Below are 16,277 nucleotides of genomic sequence, written 5' to 3'. Positions count from 1 at the left end.
TTTTAGTTTTACCCGCTGCCCTTAGGCGCTGCGGACAACCCACGCAGTGGTGTCGGAAGGCAGCTTGCCGTCCTCCAGCGGTCCACTGGCAGCCACGACGTTCCCCTCCGGAAGCTCCACCGGATTGCTGCCGAAGTTGGTCACCGTGTGCCAGCCACCAGGGCGGCTGAAATGCAACACGTCCTGGTTGCCAGTCTCCACCCACTCCAGTTCCTCATCGGTCTGGAGTTCGCTGCGCAGACGGAGGGCTTCGCGGTAAAGCTCCAAGGTGGAACCCTCCACGCCGTCCTGCCTGGCTACTGCATAGTCCGCAAACCAGTCCGGCTGCGGGAGGTGTGCCGCGCCGGCGCCAAAGCCGAAGGAAGGACCTTCCGCTGTCCACGGCAACGGCACACGGCAACCGTCGCGGCCTATCTCCACACCCGGGTTGCGGAAGAAGGACGGGTCCTGACGCTCGGCGTCGGGAATTTCCGACACTTCACGCAAGCCGAGCTCTTCACCCTGGTACAGGTAAGCGGAGCCAGGAAGGGCAAGCAGAAGAAGCGTTGCGGCGCGGGCCCGACGCAAGCCAAGTTCGACGTCGAGCTCTTCAGCCGGTGCGCCGGCCAGCAACCAGCCCTTGCCGTCCTGGCCTTTGGTGCCGCCAGTGACATCCTGGGCAGCGTTGGTCCCCTGGGCTTTGGATCCACCCTTGGGAAGGCCGTAGCGGGTGGCGTGACGGACGACGTCGTGGTTGGAGAATACCCAGGTGGAAGAAGCACCCGATTCCTTGGCCGCAACGAGGTTGTCCGTGATGATCTTCTTGAAGGATGCGGCATCGAAATCGGACTGCAGGAGGTCGAAGTTGAACGCCTGGCCGAGTCCTTCAGGGCTGGCATAGCGGGCACGGCGGGACTCGTGGACCCACGCCTCGGCAACAGCGGTGCGGGGCGGGTTGTACTCGTTGAAGAGCTTGCGCCACTCAGCGTAGACCTCGTGGACTTCGTCGCGGTCCCAGAACGGGTGCGAGCCATCCGTGAAGCCATCAGTGCCGTGGGCCTTGGCTTCGAGATCCGCCTTCATCGGCAACGGCTCGGAAAGGTCCTTGGCCATGCCGTGGGCAACATCGATGCGGAAACCATCCACGCCGCGGTCCGACCAGAAGCGCAGGGTCTTCAGGAAGTCCTCGCGGATCTCCGGGTTCTCCCAGTTAAAGTCCGGCTGTTCCTTGGCGAAGATGTGCAAGTACCACTGGCCGGGTGTGCCGTCCGGCTCGGTGATGCGGTCCCAGATGGGTCCGCCGAAAACAGAGTCCCAGTCGGACGGCGGCAGTTCGCCATTCTCTCCCCGGCCATCACGGAAGATGTAGCGCTCGCGTGCTGCAGATCCCCTGGGGGACGCCAACGCTTCCTTGAACCACTCGTGGCGGTCGGAGGAGTGGTTGGGGACGATGTCCACCACGATCTTGATGCCTGCCTCGTGCAGGGCCGCGGCCATCTCGTCGAAGTCCTCCAGCGTTCCCAGCTTCGGGTCCACATTGCGGTAGTCGTCAACGTCGTAGCCGCCATCGGCGAGCGCCGAGGGGTAGAACGGGCTTAGCCAGACGGCGTCGATCCCCAGTTCCTTCAGGTACGGGACTTTGGCAGTGATGCCCTTGATGTCGCCCAGTCCGTCACCGTTCGCATCGTGGAAGCTGCGGGGATAGATCTGGTAGACAGCAGCCTGGCGCCACCAGTTCGGATCGGACATGCGGTCGGCGTCGGTACGGTGTGCCTGTGCGGCGGAGGTGCTCACGAAACTCCTTTGATTTAGATTCTAAATTTATGTCTCTGACCAGTATGAAACGCCCGGACATTGAAGGTCAACCAACGCCTAGCCTTTAACAGCACCCTGGGTAACGCCTGCCATGACCCACCGCTGCGTAAACAGGTAGGCAACAATCGCTGGCGCCATGGCCATCAGGTAGGACGCGAAGGACACGTGGTAATTGTTGCTGAATTGCGTTTGGAACAGGTTCTGCCTCACCGGCAGCGTCTGCAGTGCCGGATCGGAAATAATCAGCGACGGCATCATGAAGTCATTCCACGCATAGAGGAAAGCGAAGATTCCCACGGTCGCGCTCATCGGCGCCAGCAGAGGGAAGATCAGCTTCCAGAATGTCTGCCACGTCGTAGCACCGTCGATCCTGGCACTCTCTTCCAGTTCCATGGGGATGGAACGGAGGAACGCGGTGAAGAGCAGCACGCTGAAGCTCAGCTGGAACATGGTGGCCAGCAGGATGACGCCCAGCGGGTTGTCCAGGCCCAGGCGGCCCGTGAGCTGGATCTGCGGGAGCGCTACCACCGGGAACGGAATGAACATGGCCCCCAGAAGGTAGAAGAACGAGTACCTGAAAAGCCGGCGTTCCCAGTTGCGCACGATCGCGTACGAGGCAAAGGCGGCCAGGACGATAGTGGCCAGAACGGTCCCGGCGGTCACCAACAGTGACATCGCGGCACCGACTGGGAAGTTCGTCAGCGTCCACGCTTGGACAAAACCGTCCAGGCTGAAAGGGGCCGGGAAGGAGAAGGCGTTGCCGTCCACGGCCTGGCCCTGGGTCTTGAACGCCATGGAGACGGTGACATACAGGGGAAGGAGCACCGTTACCGCGCACAACACGAGGATGGTGGTCGTGGACCAGTTGACGCGCTCGACTTTGAAGCTGGATTTGTTGGTCATCGATCCGTTGGTCATCAGAGTGCATTCCGTCCGCGAGTCAGCGAAAGCTGTACGAGAGAGATAACGATGGCCACCACGAAGAAAATCGTCGCATTGGCCATCTGGTAGGCGTAGTCGCCGCCATTGAAGCCTGCGATGACGGTCATCGCGATGCTTCTGGTTGAAGTCCCCGGACCACCGTTGGTGAGCCCCACAATGATGTCGTAGGCATTGAGGAAGCCCTTGAACCCGAGAATGATGTTGATCACCACGTAGCCGGACACCAGCGGAAGAGTGATCTTCAGGAGCTGCTGGAACTTGCTCGCGCCGTCGATCTCCGCAGCCTCATACACGTCCGCGGGCACCGCCACCAGGCCGGCAATGTAGATAAGCAGCGCCCCCGGCACAGCCTGCCAGGCCGTGACCAGCACGATGGCCACCCACGCGAAGTCGGGATTGGCCAGCAGGCTGCTCTCCAGCCATGGGATCCCTGCGGCAGCACCGAGAGACGGCAGCGAGTTCGAAAACAGGAAGTTGAAGACGTACGCAATGATGATGCCGGAAACCACCATGGGAATAACGAAGACGGTCCGCAGTGCAGACTTCATTCGAATGCGCGAGGTCAGCCCGACGGCGAGGAGAAACGCGGTCACGTTGACCGCGATCACCGTGACGATGGAGAACCCGAAGGTAAACAGATAGCTCTGCAGGATGGCTGGATCACTGAAGATCGCGATGTAGTTGGTCAGCCCGACGAATTCCCAGTCGCCGATGCCAATGGAGTCCGTAAAGCTGAAGAAGATACCGATGATGCCGGGAACCGTGATGGCCAGGGTGAACAGGACGAGGCTGGGCACAAGGAAGAGGTAAAAGATCGGTTCAACCCGCCGCCTGCTGCGTTGTTGAGGAGGGTCCTGCTTGTGGCTGCCACGCGGGGTCGTGGTGGGGGTGGTGATGATGGACATGGTGTTGACTCCCTGGTTCTGCACTACTGGCGGAACGCCAGGCGCGCCCAATCTGCGTCGAGTGTGCTGAGGGTGGATGCTGGGTTTGCGCCGAACACGAGCGCCTGCGTGTAGTTCATGATCGGAATCGTGCGCGGCACGAGCACCGACGGGCCCTGGTAGACCTGGCCCTTCTCGTAGTACTCCACCATCCCTTGAATCCGCGGGTCGGGGACGCCTGCAGCGTCCTTGGTGGGCGTGAAGCCCAGCTGGGAAGCGTTGTATGCGTCGATCACCTCGGGCCGGTACAGGTATTCAAGGAAATCGCGCGCAGCTTCCTTATGCTTGGACGCCTCCGGTATCCAAGCCGCGAGGTCGACGTTGACGCGGACACGCAAGTCCTTGGGATCATCCGTCATCGGCAGCGGGAAGGTCCCCAGCTGCAGATCGGGGGCGGTCTTGGCAATCTCGCTGAATGCCCACGGTCCCTGCAGGTACATCGCCGCCTTGCCCTGGGAAAACGCCAGGTTGCCGTCGCCGTACGCCCGGCTTGCCGCGTCCTTGTTGACGAAGTTCTTTGTCAGCGTCAACATCTTCTCGACGGGCTGGTCAAAGTCCTTCTGGAACGAAACCGACGAATCCGGCCCAACGTCCACACCTTCCCCATCCAGCTTCTTGAAGAAGTCGAGGGTGTCCACCTGGCCGCCAACGGAGTAGTCAAACCATCCCTGGGCGATGGTCCAGTCGTCCTTCCACGTGGCATAGAACGGCGTCACGCCAGCTGCCTTCAGCTTTTCGCACGCTGCGACCAACCCGCTCCAAGTGGTGGGAACGGTGATGTTGTGCTGGGCGAAGACCTCCTTGTTGTAGATGACGGAGGACGCCATGACCGAGTACGGCAGCGCACTGGTCCGGTCCGGATATGAGCCGTACTGGTCCATGAGCGGCTGGAGGTCCTCCCGGATGCGGGACGCGGCGTCCGTACCGGACAAATCGCTCAACGCCCCACGCTGTACGAAGCGGGCAGTCTCCATGTTGTAGTTTGCCAGCGCGATATCCGGCGGATTGCCGCGAACGAAACTCGCGGAAACGACGTCGACACCCGAGGTGTCCAGGACAACCTCGGTTTCGTCCTGCGATGCGTTGTAGTCGGCGACAAGCTTGGTCATGAAGCCGATTGCTTCCCGCTTGCTGAAGGTAAACCGGATTGTCTCTTTGCCCGACTCCCCGGTGCAGCCTGAGAGGAGGCCGGCAAGCAGTGCCAGTCCCAGACCCATAGCTGCGAAGCGTTTCCCGCGTGTCATTTTCACAGACACCGTAACCCTTTCGTCTTGCGGACCTCAGTGGCCGCATTGCCATCGTGCGGCAGCAGATGCCGTCACCGCCCGAAGTTTAGATAGGAGGTAAATTTATGACCTATCGCTAACCATGGTGAGTGATGGGCGCCACACGGTCAAGCTTTGGGAGAAATGCGACGTCATTTAAATTTATGCACTAAATTTAGAGAGATTGTTCTATCGTTCCGATGGACTACTGGAGAACTGGGAGCACCGAATGCTGATCGGGACCGCGCCGTCCACACAGCTGGTACGCAGGGTCAACGCCAGCGCCATGCTCAAAGCCATGCGCGGCGCCGGCGTCGTCACCGGCACCGAACTGATGGCATCCACAGGTCTCTCGCGTGCCACCGTCATTTCGATCTGCGATGAACTCGTCCGGCTTGGATGGCTCCAGGAGCTGGAGAACCAACGAGGTACCGGGGACTACGTGAAGGGCAGGCCGGCACGCCGCTTCATTTTCGACGACAGTGCGGCAAGCGTGATCGGGATCGACATCGGCGCCAACAAGATCACCGCAATCGTGGCTGACATGGCTGGGACGTCCCTGTCCCAGGTCACGATGCCTTTCCGGGCGTACAACGTTCCAGCCGACGAGCGCGCCGACGTGCTGGACAGGATCGCGGCCGAAGCCCTGGAGAAAGCCGGCGTATCGGCCGACTCCGTCCTTGCGGTGTCCGTCGGAGTAGCCGCCCCGGTCAGCCGTGACGGAGAGGTCCTCACCGCCCAGGAATTCTGGAAGTCCTTTGATGTCCGCCGCATTGTGGCCGAGCGGCACGGTTGGCAGGTGCTCCTTGAAAACGACGCCAACCTCGCAGCCCTCGCCGAACGATGGCAGGGCACTGCACAGGGAGTAGACAACCTCGTTGTCATGCTGGCAGGCGACCGTCTTGGGTCCGGCATCCTCGAGTCCGGCCGCCTGCTCCATGGGCAGCTTGGCGGCTTTGGCGAACTGGGATATCTGGACCACGTGGACGGTGTGGGCGACACGTACGGAATCGCCCACTACGCTGCGCTGTGGGGGCGGGAAGCTCTTGACGACGACGCCGGGTCGACGCTGCACGCGCTCTGCGGCGGCGAGCCTGCTGCCCTGACGGCGGAGATGGTCTTCAAGGCCTCCGCTGATGGTGACCGCGCCGCCCGGACTGTCCTCGACCGCCTGGCGCACCGCATGGCCCGGGCCATCGGCTCGATCAGCACGTTGGTCAATCCCGAGCTGGTGGTTATTGCAGGAGCCGTGGCAGCGTCGGCGCACGCCCTGATCCCCGCCATGGAAGAGCAGATGCCTGAATTCACGTTCACTCCCCCACGCCTGGCAACCTCCACGCTGGGCGACGGCATCGTCTCGCTAGGCGCGGTCCGGCACGCGCTGGACTATGTCGAAGAGCACGCACTGGACCTTTACCCCGCATCCCAGCCGAATCAGACTGCGGCAGGTTAGTCCGGCAAGGGCCGGTTCGACGACCAGCCCCACCGGTAGCGACCTAGTCGATAGTGACCTAGTCCGGCATTGACATCGTCCGCAGGTCCAGCTGCCGGAGGACGCGATCGGCTACTTCCGGGTCGGTTCCGAGCTCGTTGCGGGCAGCAACCACTTCCTGGCGTGCGGCGTCGAGGGCGATGGTCTGTACGGCGATGGACAGCTCCCGCCCACGCTTCCGCTTCTCAGCAACAGACTCATTCTGCAGGGTGCCATCCAGCAATTCCGCGTGCAGGCGGCGCATCTTCTCCTTGACCAGCGCCACCTTCTCTGCCGGAAGTTCCTTCATCAGATCATGATCCTTCAATGCCGCCACAGCGGCCGTCTGGGCGCGCTTGGCCAAGACCTTGGCGGCGTCTTGCTCGTGTGACCCGTCCTCGGTGGCGTTCAGTACGCGCATGAGCCACGGCAAGGTGAGGCCGGGAAGCACAAGCGTGGCCAGGAGGACGGCGCAGGCGATCACCAGGATCTCGTGCCGGGCCGGGAAGTCACTGCCATCAGGCAAAGTCATGGGGAGTGCCAGGGCCAGGGCCAAGGTGGCCAGTCCACGCATGCCACACCACGTCAGGATCAGCACTTCCTTGGGTGACGTGGGTTGCAACAGATTCCGGCGCCTGCGGGCAGTCAACGCAAGCAAGCCCAGCCACAGGAAGCGCACCACAAACACCAGGATGCATATCACCACGGCCATGCCGATCATCCCGAAGATCGCCGTTCCCTCGTCCCGGATAACGTGCCGGATCTCCAGCCCCACCAGCCCAAAGGCCAAGCCGGTGGCAAGTAACTCCACCACGTCCCAGAACGCGGTCCGGGTAACGCGCTCAGCGGCGTCTTGCGGCCGTGTATGGCGCTGCAGTTCCAAGGCGGTGACGACGACGGCGACCACGCCTGAGGCGTGCAGCTCTTCGGCGAGGATATAGGCCGCGAAGGGGACCACCAAGGTGACTGCGCTGCGGGCCACCATGGAGGTGACCAGTTTGGTGATGAACTTGGTGAGCCAGCCCATGCCGATACCGATCAGGATGGCCAGGGCGGCACCGATGACAAACTGGGGGATAACCTCCGGGCCCACCTCCTTGCCGGACAATGTAGCTGCCACGGCCGCCTGGAAGATCACAATGGCGGCAGCGTCGTTGAAGAGTCCTTCACTCTGAAGGACCGTGATGAGCCTGCGCGGCATGTGGACACGGCCGGCTACGGACTCAACGGCCACGGGGTCAGGCGGGGCAACCATCGCGCCAAGGGCAATTGCGGCCGGGATTCCGATGCCTGGGATCATGAGCCAGGCAGCGCCGGCTACCACTGCAGTGGAAACCACAACCAGGGCCACGGCCAGGAGAAGCAGGGTCCTCCACCGCACACGGAAGACCGCCCAGGAACTCTTCTGTGCTGTGGCGAACAGCAATGGCGGAAGGAAGATCGGCAGGATCAGTTCAGGTGAGATCTCAAATTCAGGAAAGCCCGGAATGAACGTGAGCGCAACAGCCAGGAGGAGCATCAATACCGGATACGGCAGTCGGAGCCGGTCCCCCAAGCCCACTGCCACCACCGTCGCAAGCAGCAACCCGATAATGAGTGCCAACTGATCCATGTTCCTGCTTCCCCAGATGTTGTAAGTCTCTTCCCCGGGCGAAACCGAAAAAGTTCCCTACCAACATATCCCGGAGCCCGGGCAGCCCGGATCCAGGGGCAGGCGGATCCGGGGTCAGTCCACAGTGAGGGCGTCCACCACGTCCACTGTTCCATCCTTGAAAGCTATGGTCCGTCCGATGGTCCCAGGCAGCTCAAGTACGGCCGCGGCCACCAGTGCAACGTTCCCCCTCGACGTTTGGGTGCCGTCTCCTGGGTTGTCGGGATCAGTTTGGATCAGGCCGGTGGCTGGCTCATCCGTGAGGGTTCCCGGGCCGAGGACGGTCCAGTCGAGTTCAGTGCCGCGCAAGTGGTCGTCGGCAGCAGCCTTGGCGTCGGCGTAGGCGAAAAAGGGGTTGTCTTCCGGGACTCCATGGTCTTTCGCCGCTCCGATATAGGACACCATCACGTATCTTTTGACGTCGGCTTCGGCAGCTGCATCCATGGAGCGGATGGCCGCATCCCGATCCACAGCATAGGTCCTGGCGGGGTTGCCCCCGCCGGCCCCAGCTGACCAGACCACGGCGTCGTGGCCCCTCAGCGCGTGGGCGAGTTCCGCCGTCGTCGAGTTTTCTACGTCCAACACCTCAGCAGAGGCGCCTGTATCCGTGACATCTGCCACATGATCGGGATTTCGAATGAATGAGGTGACGTCGTGACCTTCGCCACTGAGAATGCGGGACAGATGCAGGGCCACTTTGCCGTGGCCGCCAATGATTGCGATTCGGCTCATGGACCCATTCTGTCCCATGAAACGAAAAACCCCGCAGACGGAATCTGCGGGGTCTTGCTCTGTAGCGGTGGGGAGGCTCGATCTCCCGACCTCACGATTATGAGTCGTGCGCTCTAACCAACTGAGCTACACCGCCACGAATGAGAAAAACCTGTGTCAAGCCGGTCAAAACCGCCTTGACACAGGCCCTCATCCAGAGCCCCCCACCGGAATCGATCCGGTGACCTCGTTCTTACCAAGAACGCGCTCTACCACTGAGCTAGGGGGGCAACGAGTAAATACTCTACCGGACGTTTTCAGAAGCTACAAATCGGCGAAAGAACGCGGAAAAACGGCGCCGACACAATTTGCGAAGGCACTGTTCTCCTGATCTATTTTTGACTCCTCTGCCGGCCTGGATCAGGGCAGGCGAAGTACCTGTCCGGGGTAGATCTGATCTGGATTGGGGACGGTATCTGCGTTGGCCGCGATCAAAGCACCAAGGTCCACGCCGAACTGCGCAGCGATCCCGCTCATGGTGTCCCCCTGTTCCACTACAACCTCCGTGACCCGCGGCGCCACTGGTCCCGGCTGTCCTGCCCCTGCTGCGGCTTCAGCGGCCGCCTCCTGAGCTTGTGGCTGGACTTCCGGAGCATCGGGTTCCAATCCCTCCTGCACAGCCTCCTGAGCCGCTGCTGCGTCCGCAGCCGCCTGCTGTTGGGCCGCCTGGGCTGCCGCGGCTTCGGCCGCGGCTCCATCCTCTGCTGTGACCTCGACGGCGGCAGCATCCTCCGCGGCTTGGGTTACGGCTGTCTGCCTTAACGGATCTGCTGGAGCTGTTTCGGGAGCAGAGGGGGCGGCGTGATCCCTGTGATCCTTTTCACCGTGGTCTGTTTCGCCGTGGTCTTTTGCGCCGAGACCCAGGTTCTTCTTCAAGTTGTCCAGCAATCCCATGGAGGACCCTCCTGTGTTCTGCTTACACGTTCCGGCCGGCACTATCCGGCCGGCACCTCGATCGTACGGCGGGGCCGTGGCGCAGGGAACCCGGTCTTGTTCGATATCCCCGCCGCACAAGGCGGGATCCCGCCAACAAGACCGCGGGGCGACCCCTTAAACGCCTCAGGGGGCCGGCTCGAAAGCCGACCCCCTGATGGGAACTACTTAGTGTTTACCACCGGGCAGTTTTTTACCACTTGCCCTTGCGGTTGAAGTCGCGGTTGCTGCCTTCGCCGCCGGTGCGGGGCTTGCGTGCGCCGTCACCGTGGCCACCGAAGCGGGAGCCGCTGGCCTGGCCGCGATCGCGGTCGCCGTAGCTGCCTGCGGTGCGCTCGGAGCGGTCGCTGTAGGAGCGGCCGCCACGGTCAGCAGATGTACGCTCTCCGTCGGACTTGCGGAAGTCCTTCTTGAAGCCGCCGCTGCCCTTGAAGTTTCCGCCACCACGGTTTTCGCGGTCGCCATAGCCACCACGTCCGCCGGCGCCACCACCGGAGTAACCGCCACGGTCGCCACTGGGCTTGCGGCCGTTGTCCAGCTCAAGGTGGATCAGCTCGCCCCCGATGCGGGTGCGGGACAATGCGCGCAACTGCTCCGGGCTCAGGTCTGCCGGAAGCTCCACGAGGGAGTGGTCCGAGCGGATGTCGATGCCACCGATCTGTGCGGAAGAAATGCCACCTTCGTTGGCAATGGCGCCAACAATGGAGCCCGGCATGACACGCTGGCGGCGTCCGACGGCGATCCGGTAGGTGGCGTTGCCCTCGGTGAGTGCACGGGTCGGGCCACGTGAACCGAAGCCGTCCTTGGAGCGCTCGCGCTTCTGGTACTCAGGAGCTGCAGGCAGTTCCTTGACCAGCAAGGGCTGACCACCCTGGGCCATGACGGCCAAGGCTGCAGCGATCTCCGAAGCCGGAACGTTGTGCTCTTCCTCGTAGGAGGAGATGAGGTCGCGGAATGCTGCAACATCCTCGGACGCGAGGGTCTCCGTGATGCGCTCGGCGAACTTGCCCAAACGCAGCGTGTTGACGGTCTCGGCAGTCGGGAGGTGCATCTGCTCCACCGGCTGGCGCGTGGCCTTTTCGATGGAACGCAGCAGGTACTTCTCACGCGGCGTCATGAAGAGGATCGCGTCACCGGAACGGCCTGCACGGCCCGTACGGCCAATGCGGTGCACGTAGGACTCGGTGTCATGCGGGATGTCGTAGTTGATGACGTGGCTGATGCGCTCAACGTCAAGGCCACGGGCGGCGACGTCGGTGGCCACGAGGATATCGATGCGGCCTTCCTTCAGCGCGTCGACAGTGCGCTCGCGCTGCTGCTGCGGAATGTCACCGTTGATGGCGGCAGCCTGGAAACCGCGGGACTTCAGCTTGTCGGCGAGGTCCTCGGTAGCCATCTTGGTGCGCACGAAGGCGATAACGCCGTCGAACTCTTCAACCTCGAGGATGCGGGTCAGGGCGTCCAGCTTGTGCGGGCCCATGACCTGAAGGTAACGCTGCTTGGTGTTGGCACCGGTGGTGGTCTTGGACTTCACCGAAATTTCAGCAGGGTTGTTCAGGTACTGCTTGGACATGCGGCGGATCTGGCCCGGCATGGTGGCCGAGAACAGCGCAACCTGGCGGGTCTCCGGAGTCTGCTGGAAGATCTGCTCCACGTCATCGGCGAAGCCCATGCGCAGCATCTCGTCAGCTTCATCCAACACGAGGTACTGGAGCTCGGAGAGGTCCAGGGAACCCTTGGCGATGTGGTCGATCACGCGGCCGGGGGTACCGACAACAACCTGCGCACCGCGGCGAAGACCGGCAAGCTGCGGGCCGTATGCCGAACCACCGTAAACGGGGAGGACGGTGAAGTCATCGATGTGCTTGGCGTAGGAGGTGAAAGCCTCAGCTACCTGGAGTGCCAGTTCACGCGTCGGCGCCAGGACCAGGGCCTGGGTCTTGCGGGACGGGCCGTTGAGGTCGTGGAGTTCAGCCAGGCGGGACAGGGCAGGAACAGCGAAAGCTGCAGTCTTGCCGGTACCTGTCTGGGCGAGGCCTACGACGTCGCGGCCTTCAAGAAGCAGCGGGATGGTGGCTGCCTGGATGGGAGACGGCTTTTCGTAGCCGACATCCTGCAGGGCGGCCAGAACACGGCCATCGATACCAAGATCGACGAAGCGGACGCCTTCTTCTTCCTCTTCTTCTGCCTTGGGGGCAGGAGCTTCGGTGAAGGCGGGGGCTGCAGACACGGCTGCAACAGTCTCGACGGGGGCAGCGGCAGCAGCCGGTGCTTCAGCTTCGGCGGGCGCGGTGGTCTCTGCTGCATCAGCGGACTCAGTGGCAGCGGCATCAGCGGCCTGGGCGTCGAAGTTTTCGTTGAGATTTTCGGTCATAGGGGGAAATTCCTCATCCATAGGGCAGTCGGCGCGGCCCGGTTGGGCTTGGCCGCAGTACTCGTCGCGAAGGCAGGCAAAGTGCCCTGCTCTCGCAAGAAGTCCGGCGCTATCGCAATCCCATGGCAGGACTTCCCGCTGCATCTCTTGGCTGCTATCCCAGCAGTCTGTACAGCGTTTTCTTTAGCCGGCTCTCCCTATGAAAATGCCCGCACACAATTGCGGGCCCCAACACTTACCAGTCCTGCCTCAAGAATTGGGCAGGATAAAGGGATTTCCGGAGTGGGGGATATTTCAAGTGTAGGGCAAGGGGCGGCGTCACCGCGACTTAAGTCCCGATGATGGCCGGTGAGCTTGTTCACACTTGGTTTTCAGTGTGGCATTGGAGGCTACTGGAGGCCGTTGCGCCGCAGCACCTTTTCGAAGGAGGAGTGGTATTCCTCCTGCAGCCTGATCTCTCCGTCGGCCTCCGCGTCGAGCAGAATCTGGACCAGTTCGGGGGTGGGTTCGCTGAACCACTGGCCAACGGAAATGCCGTGCTTCGGAACGAACGTGCGGTGGATGTGGTCACCTGCGGAGATGGTGCCCGTCTTGATCACGCGGAGGTACGTGCCAACCCGTCCGGCCCCGGTGAACCGCTTGACCCACTGGGGCTCCCCTGTTGCCCGTTGGAAAGTAGCGCACGGAACACGAGGGGACGTGACTTCCAGCTCCACATCCAGGCCGATCTTCCACCGTTCACCAATCACCGCACCCGTGGTCTCAATTCCGGCCACACGCAGGTTCTCACCGAAGAAACCAGCAGGCAAGTCCCGCTGCAGTTCGTTTGTCCAGTACTCGGCATCAGCTTGGGAATATGCGTAGAGGGCCTGGTCCTCCCCGCCGTGGTCCAGCCGGTTTGCCTGCACATCCCCGTGGAGACCCAACCTATGAACCTTGACGGGCCCCTCGACTGGGCGCTTGTCAATGGCCGTGACTCCCACATTGCCGGGGTCCGGCAGCAGTTGGTGGACACGGCAGACGGCAAGGAGGGATGCGGTGTTCATGGACACCAGTCTACGGACGGCCACAACCAGGTTTAAGGATCAAAACGGTAGCCCATGCCGGCTTCGGTGTGCAGGTGGCGCGGCTCAGCCGGATCACGCTCCAACTTCCTGCGCAGCTGGGCGATATACACCCGCAGGTACTGGGTTTCCTTGGCGTAGGCCTGCCCCCAGACTTGTGTGAGGATCTGCTGCTGGCTCACCAGCTTCCCCTTGTTGCGGACCAACAGCTCCAGGATGTTCCATTCCGTAGGGGTCAACCTGACTTCCGAGCCGTCCTTCACGATCTTCTTCCCGGCCAGGTCCACCATGAAATCGGTGGTGGCGAGTGTTGGTTCCTCATGCTCGGTGACCACACGGCGCGAGGCGACCCGAAGCCGGGCAAGCAGCTCATCCAAACCGAAGGGCTTGGTGACGTAGTCGTCCGCGCCGGCGTCGAGCGCTTCCACCTTGTCTTCCGAAGCGTGCCGGGCCGACAGCACAATGATGGGCATGCTGCTCCAGCCTCGGATGCGGCGGATGATCTCCACACCGTCCATGTCCGGCAGCCCAAGGTCCAGGACCACGATCTCCACCGGCTGCTTGGCAGCGGCTTGGAGGGCCTCGGCGCCTGTGCCCACCGAGAGGGCCTGGTAACCGTGGGCCTGAAGGGTGATTTGCATGGCCCGGGCGATCCGGGCTTCGTCTTCAACAATCAGCACCAGTGTCATTGCGGGCCTCCGGTCCACAGCGGCAGGGTGACCACCATGGTCAGGCCGCCACCTGGCGTCGGCTCCGCTGCGAGACTGCCGCCCATGGCCTCGCTGAATCCTTTGGCCACGGCCAGTCCCAGGCCGATGCCACCGCTGGTACTGTGTGCGCCGCCGGGCGCGGGCGCCGTCGAGTCACCGAAGCGCTGGAACGGCTGGAACATGGTGAGCACTTCCTCCTGGCCCATTCCCCTGCCGTGATCGACGATCCGCAGTTCGCTGGCCGGCCGGTCCCCCACGGTGATACCGGCTCCTGCCCTGGCTGTCAGGACAACGTCCGAGTCAGGCGCGTACTTCACGGCATTCTCCACGATGTTGGCCACCACCCGTTCGAGCATGCCGGCATCGGCCTGCACCGGAGGGAGGTTGGCCGGAAGTTCATTGCGGAGGTGCTCCGGCGGAACACCCCGCAACGCTTGGGGCAGCACTTCAGCCCACACGATGCCAGTCAGCAACGGGTTGACCGCGTCTGCCGTGATGCGGGACATATCCAGGAGATTGTCCACCAAGTGATCCAAGCGGTCTGCATACTCCTCAATGGTCTCCAGCAGTTCCCGCTCAACATCCGGCGGGAATTCCACGTCCTCCTGGCGCAGACTGCTGACAGCAAGTTTGATGCCGGCCAAGGGTGTCCGTAGGTCATGCGACACAGCGCGCAGGATGGACGTCCGCATTTTGTTGCCCTCGGACAGCCGGACGTTGTCCCGCCGGCTCTTCACCAACTGCTGCCGTTCCCGCACGGCCACGACGAAGGCCCCGAAGGCGGCCAGCAGCCGCTGACGTTGAGGCGATAAAGGCCCACCGCGCAGCAACAGCGTGTAATGGGGATCGACGACGGCGGCATGGTCGGCGGCGGCATGGGTTACCGGCGGATTGGGGCCGGCGCTCGCCAGGACCTGCCATGCGGGAGCCGCTCCGGGTAAGGCTGACGCACCCGGCGCTACGGAGCCCAGCAAAGTCACCGCTTCCATGCCAAGGTTTCCGCGGACTTTCTCAAGGAACGTCTCCAGGCTTCCATCGGAACTCAGGATACGCAGCGCCAACTCGCTGAGGGCCGTCGCTTCGGCTCCGGACCGGGCTGCTTCCTGCGCCCGCCGGCTGGCCAGGCCCACCGCGAGCGCCACGCCGCAGGCCACGGCAAGGAATACCACAAGGGTGAACAACGTGGTGGGGTCGGCAATGGAAAGCGAACCGACGGGATCCGCCGAGAAATAGTTCAGGAGGAAGCTTCCCAGCACGGCGGCTACCACCGCCGGCCACAAACCGCCGATCGCGGCAACGGCCACAGCCACAGCCAGCTGCAGGAGCATGATCATGGCGAAGTTGCGGAAGTCGAGGACCGTCACCAGAAGTTCGACGGCGGGGGGCAGCAAGAGCGCCAGGACCAAACCGGTGACCACCCGGCCCTGGCCGATGCCGCGGACCGGCGGGAGCCGCAGCAGCACACCGTCGTCTCCATTGCCATGTGCCTCTGGTACCGCCATGGCTACATCCTTACACGGTTCCATCGGTGGGTAGTTGTCCCCATATACGGCTGTCATCCGTGCCGGCACGGCGCACAGGGACTAGGCTTGCTCTCAGCATTCTGGTCCGGCGTGGCGCCGGACATTTCAACGGTCTATCCAGGGGGATACACATGGGCCCGAAAGACAGCCCTGACGCAGCCGCCAACAACGGCAGCGGCAGGGACAACAACGGCGACTTTGGAGCGGGCAATAATCCGCCCAAGCCCCCTCCCTGGCAGGTACCCAAACCCGAACTCCACCCTGAGCTGTCCGCTCCTGTTGAAGACAAACCGGATCAGGGCAAGGGCGCGGGAAAGCGAAAGAAGGCGCCCTCCGGCGCATCCCAGGCCGGGGCCGGAGCACCGCAGCCAGGACAACCTCTGCCAGTTATTGACCCTTTCGCCAAGGAACGCGAACGGGGCGCGGCCGAGGCTGCAAAGAAGAAGAAGCGCTCGCAGCGCCGCACAGTCGTGGTGGGCCTGGGCGTGACAGCGCTGCTGGCCGGAACCATCACCGCGATCGTGGCCAGCAACGAGCAGGAAGCTGACTACGCCCAGGTCTGTTTCAACGAGGAAACCGGCGAGCGCGTTGACGATAACGAGTGCAACAACAGCAGCTCCGCGGGCCGCAGCTCGGCAATTTACGCCTGGTACTTCTACTCGCGGGGCGCAAGCGTGCCGGCGGTGGGACAGAACCGCAACGCCTACCCGAGCTACACCAAGAACGTACCTACGGGAGCAAAATCCTCTACCGGCTACAGCACCAAGGGCGGCACTGTCAGCCGCGGCGGCTTCGGCAGCAGCTCCAAAAGCGGCGGAAGCTCGGGAGGCTAGGC

At 62.8% G+C, this 16,277-nt stretch carries 13 protein-coding genes and 2 tRNA genes; 2 read left to right on the top strand and 13 right to left on the bottom strand.

The genetic code is table 11. The features are described 5' to 3' along the window. Nucleotides 1-21 precede the first annotated feature (21 nt). From N7568_RS08045 to N7568_RS08030, 4 genes are all read right to left on the bottom strand, one after another. Nucleotides 22-1,773: a glycoside hydrolase family 13 protein gene (locus N7568_RS08045; RefSeq protein WP_261609357.1), complete on the bottom strand. Its 1,752-nt coding sequence runs from the start codon at nt 1,771-1,773 to the stop codon at nt 22-24. Between the two features lie 78 nt (nt 1,774-1,851). Then, nucleotides 1,852-2,712 (bottom strand): carbohydrate ABC transporter permease, encoded by an 861-nt coding sequence (locus N7568_RS08040; RefSeq protein ID WP_261609356.1) that lies wholly within the window; start codon nt 2,710-2,712, stop codon nt 1,852-1,854. Continuing rightward, nucleotides 2,712-3,641 (bottom strand): carbohydrate ABC transporter permease, encoded by a 930-nt coding sequence (locus N7568_RS08035; RefSeq protein ID WP_261609355.1) that lies wholly within the window; start codon nt 3,639-3,641, stop codon nt 2,712-2,714. Before N7568_RS08035 ends, N7568_RS08040 begins: the two co-directional genes overlap by 1 nt. 23 nt (nt 3,642-3,664) lie before the next feature. Continuing rightward, the gene (locus N7568_RS08030; protein ID WP_261609354.1) at nt 3,665-4,924 is read right to left on the bottom strand and encodes an ABC transporter substrate-binding protein; all 1,260 of its coding nucleotides are present in this window, start codon (nt 4,922-4,924) and stop codon (nt 3,665-3,667) included. Nucleotides 4,925-5,174: 250 nt separating this feature from the next. Here N7568_RS08030 and N7568_RS08025 point away from each other — a divergent pair, with 250 nt between their 5' ends. Further along, nucleotides 5,175-6,398, top strand: a complete 1,224-nt coding sequence (locus tag N7568_RS08025; protein ID WP_261609353.1) for an ROK family protein — start codon at nt 5,175-5,177, stop codon at nt 6,396-6,398. A gap of 58 nt (nt 6,399-6,456) precedes the next feature. Here N7568_RS08025 and N7568_RS08020 read toward each other — a convergent pair whose 3' ends face one another. From N7568_RS08020 to N7568_RS07980, 9 genes are all read right to left on the bottom strand, one after another. Then, the gene (locus tag N7568_RS08020; protein WP_261609352.1) at nt 6,457-8,028 is read right to left on the bottom strand and encodes a Na+/H+ antiporter; all 1,572 of its coding nucleotides are present in this window, start codon (nt 8,026-8,028) and stop codon (nt 6,457-6,459) included. A 114-nt stretch (nt 8,029-8,142) separates the two neighbouring features. After that, nucleotides 8,143-8,799 (bottom strand): NAD(P)-binding oxidoreductase, encoded by a 657-nt coding sequence (locus N7568_RS08015; RefSeq protein WP_261609351.1) that lies wholly within the window; start codon nt 8,797-8,799, stop codon nt 8,143-8,145. Between the two features lie 62 nt (nt 8,800-8,861). Then, nucleotides 8,862-8,935 (bottom strand) — tRNA-Met (locus tag N7568_RS08010). 61 nt (nt 8,936-8,996) lie between these two features. Beyond that, nucleotides 8,997-9,068: transfer RNA gene (locus N7568_RS08005), tRNA-Thr, on the bottom strand. Between the two features lie 130 nt (nt 9,069-9,198). Then, nucleotides 9,199-9,732, bottom strand: coding sequence for a LysM peptidoglycan-binding domain-containing protein (locus N7568_RS08000; protein WP_261609350.1), 534 nt, complete (start codon nt 9,730-9,732; stop codon nt 9,199-9,201). 232 nt (nt 9,733-9,964) lie between these two features. Beyond that, nucleotides 9,965-12,145: a DEAD/DEAH box helicase gene (locus tag N7568_RS07995; protein WP_261609349.1), complete on the bottom strand. Its 2,181-nt coding sequence runs from the start codon at nt 12,143-12,145 to the stop codon at nt 9,965-9,967. Nucleotides 12,146-12,534: 389 nt separating this feature from the next. Then, nucleotides 12,535-13,191 (bottom strand): MOSC domain-containing protein, encoded by a 657-nt coding sequence (locus N7568_RS07990; RefSeq protein WP_261609348.1) that lies wholly within the window; start codon nt 13,189-13,191, stop codon nt 12,535-12,537. A 32-nt stretch (nt 13,192-13,223) separates the two neighbouring features. Next, complete coding sequence (locus tag N7568_RS07985; RefSeq protein ID WP_261609347.1) at nt 13,224-13,898, bottom strand: response regulator; 675 nt, start codon at nt 13,896-13,898, stop codon at nt 13,224-13,226. Further along, nucleotides 13,895-15,421, bottom strand: a complete 1,527-nt coding sequence (locus N7568_RS07980; protein WP_261609346.1) for a sensor histidine kinase — start codon at nt 15,419-15,421, stop codon at nt 13,895-13,897. The genes N7568_RS07985 and N7568_RS07980 overlap by 4 nt, the downstream gene beginning before the upstream one ends. A gap of 152 nt (nt 15,422-15,573) precedes the next feature. On the opposite strand from N7568_RS07980, the gene N7568_RS07975 reads away from it, so the two are divergent. After that, nucleotides 15,574-16,275: a Tat pathway signal protein gene (locus N7568_RS07975; RefSeq protein WP_261609345.1), complete on the top strand. Its 702-nt coding sequence runs from the start codon at nt 15,574-15,576 to the stop codon at nt 16,273-16,275. The last annotated feature ends 2 nt before the right edge of the window (nt 16,276-16,277 follow it).

The organism is Paenarthrobacter aurescens (assembly GCF_025421775.1).
GTDB lineage: Bacteria > Actinomycetota > Actinomycetes > Actinomycetales > Micrococcaceae > Arthrobacter > Arthrobacter aurescens_B.
This window is presented reverse-complemented; position numbering and strand designations above follow the sequence as displayed.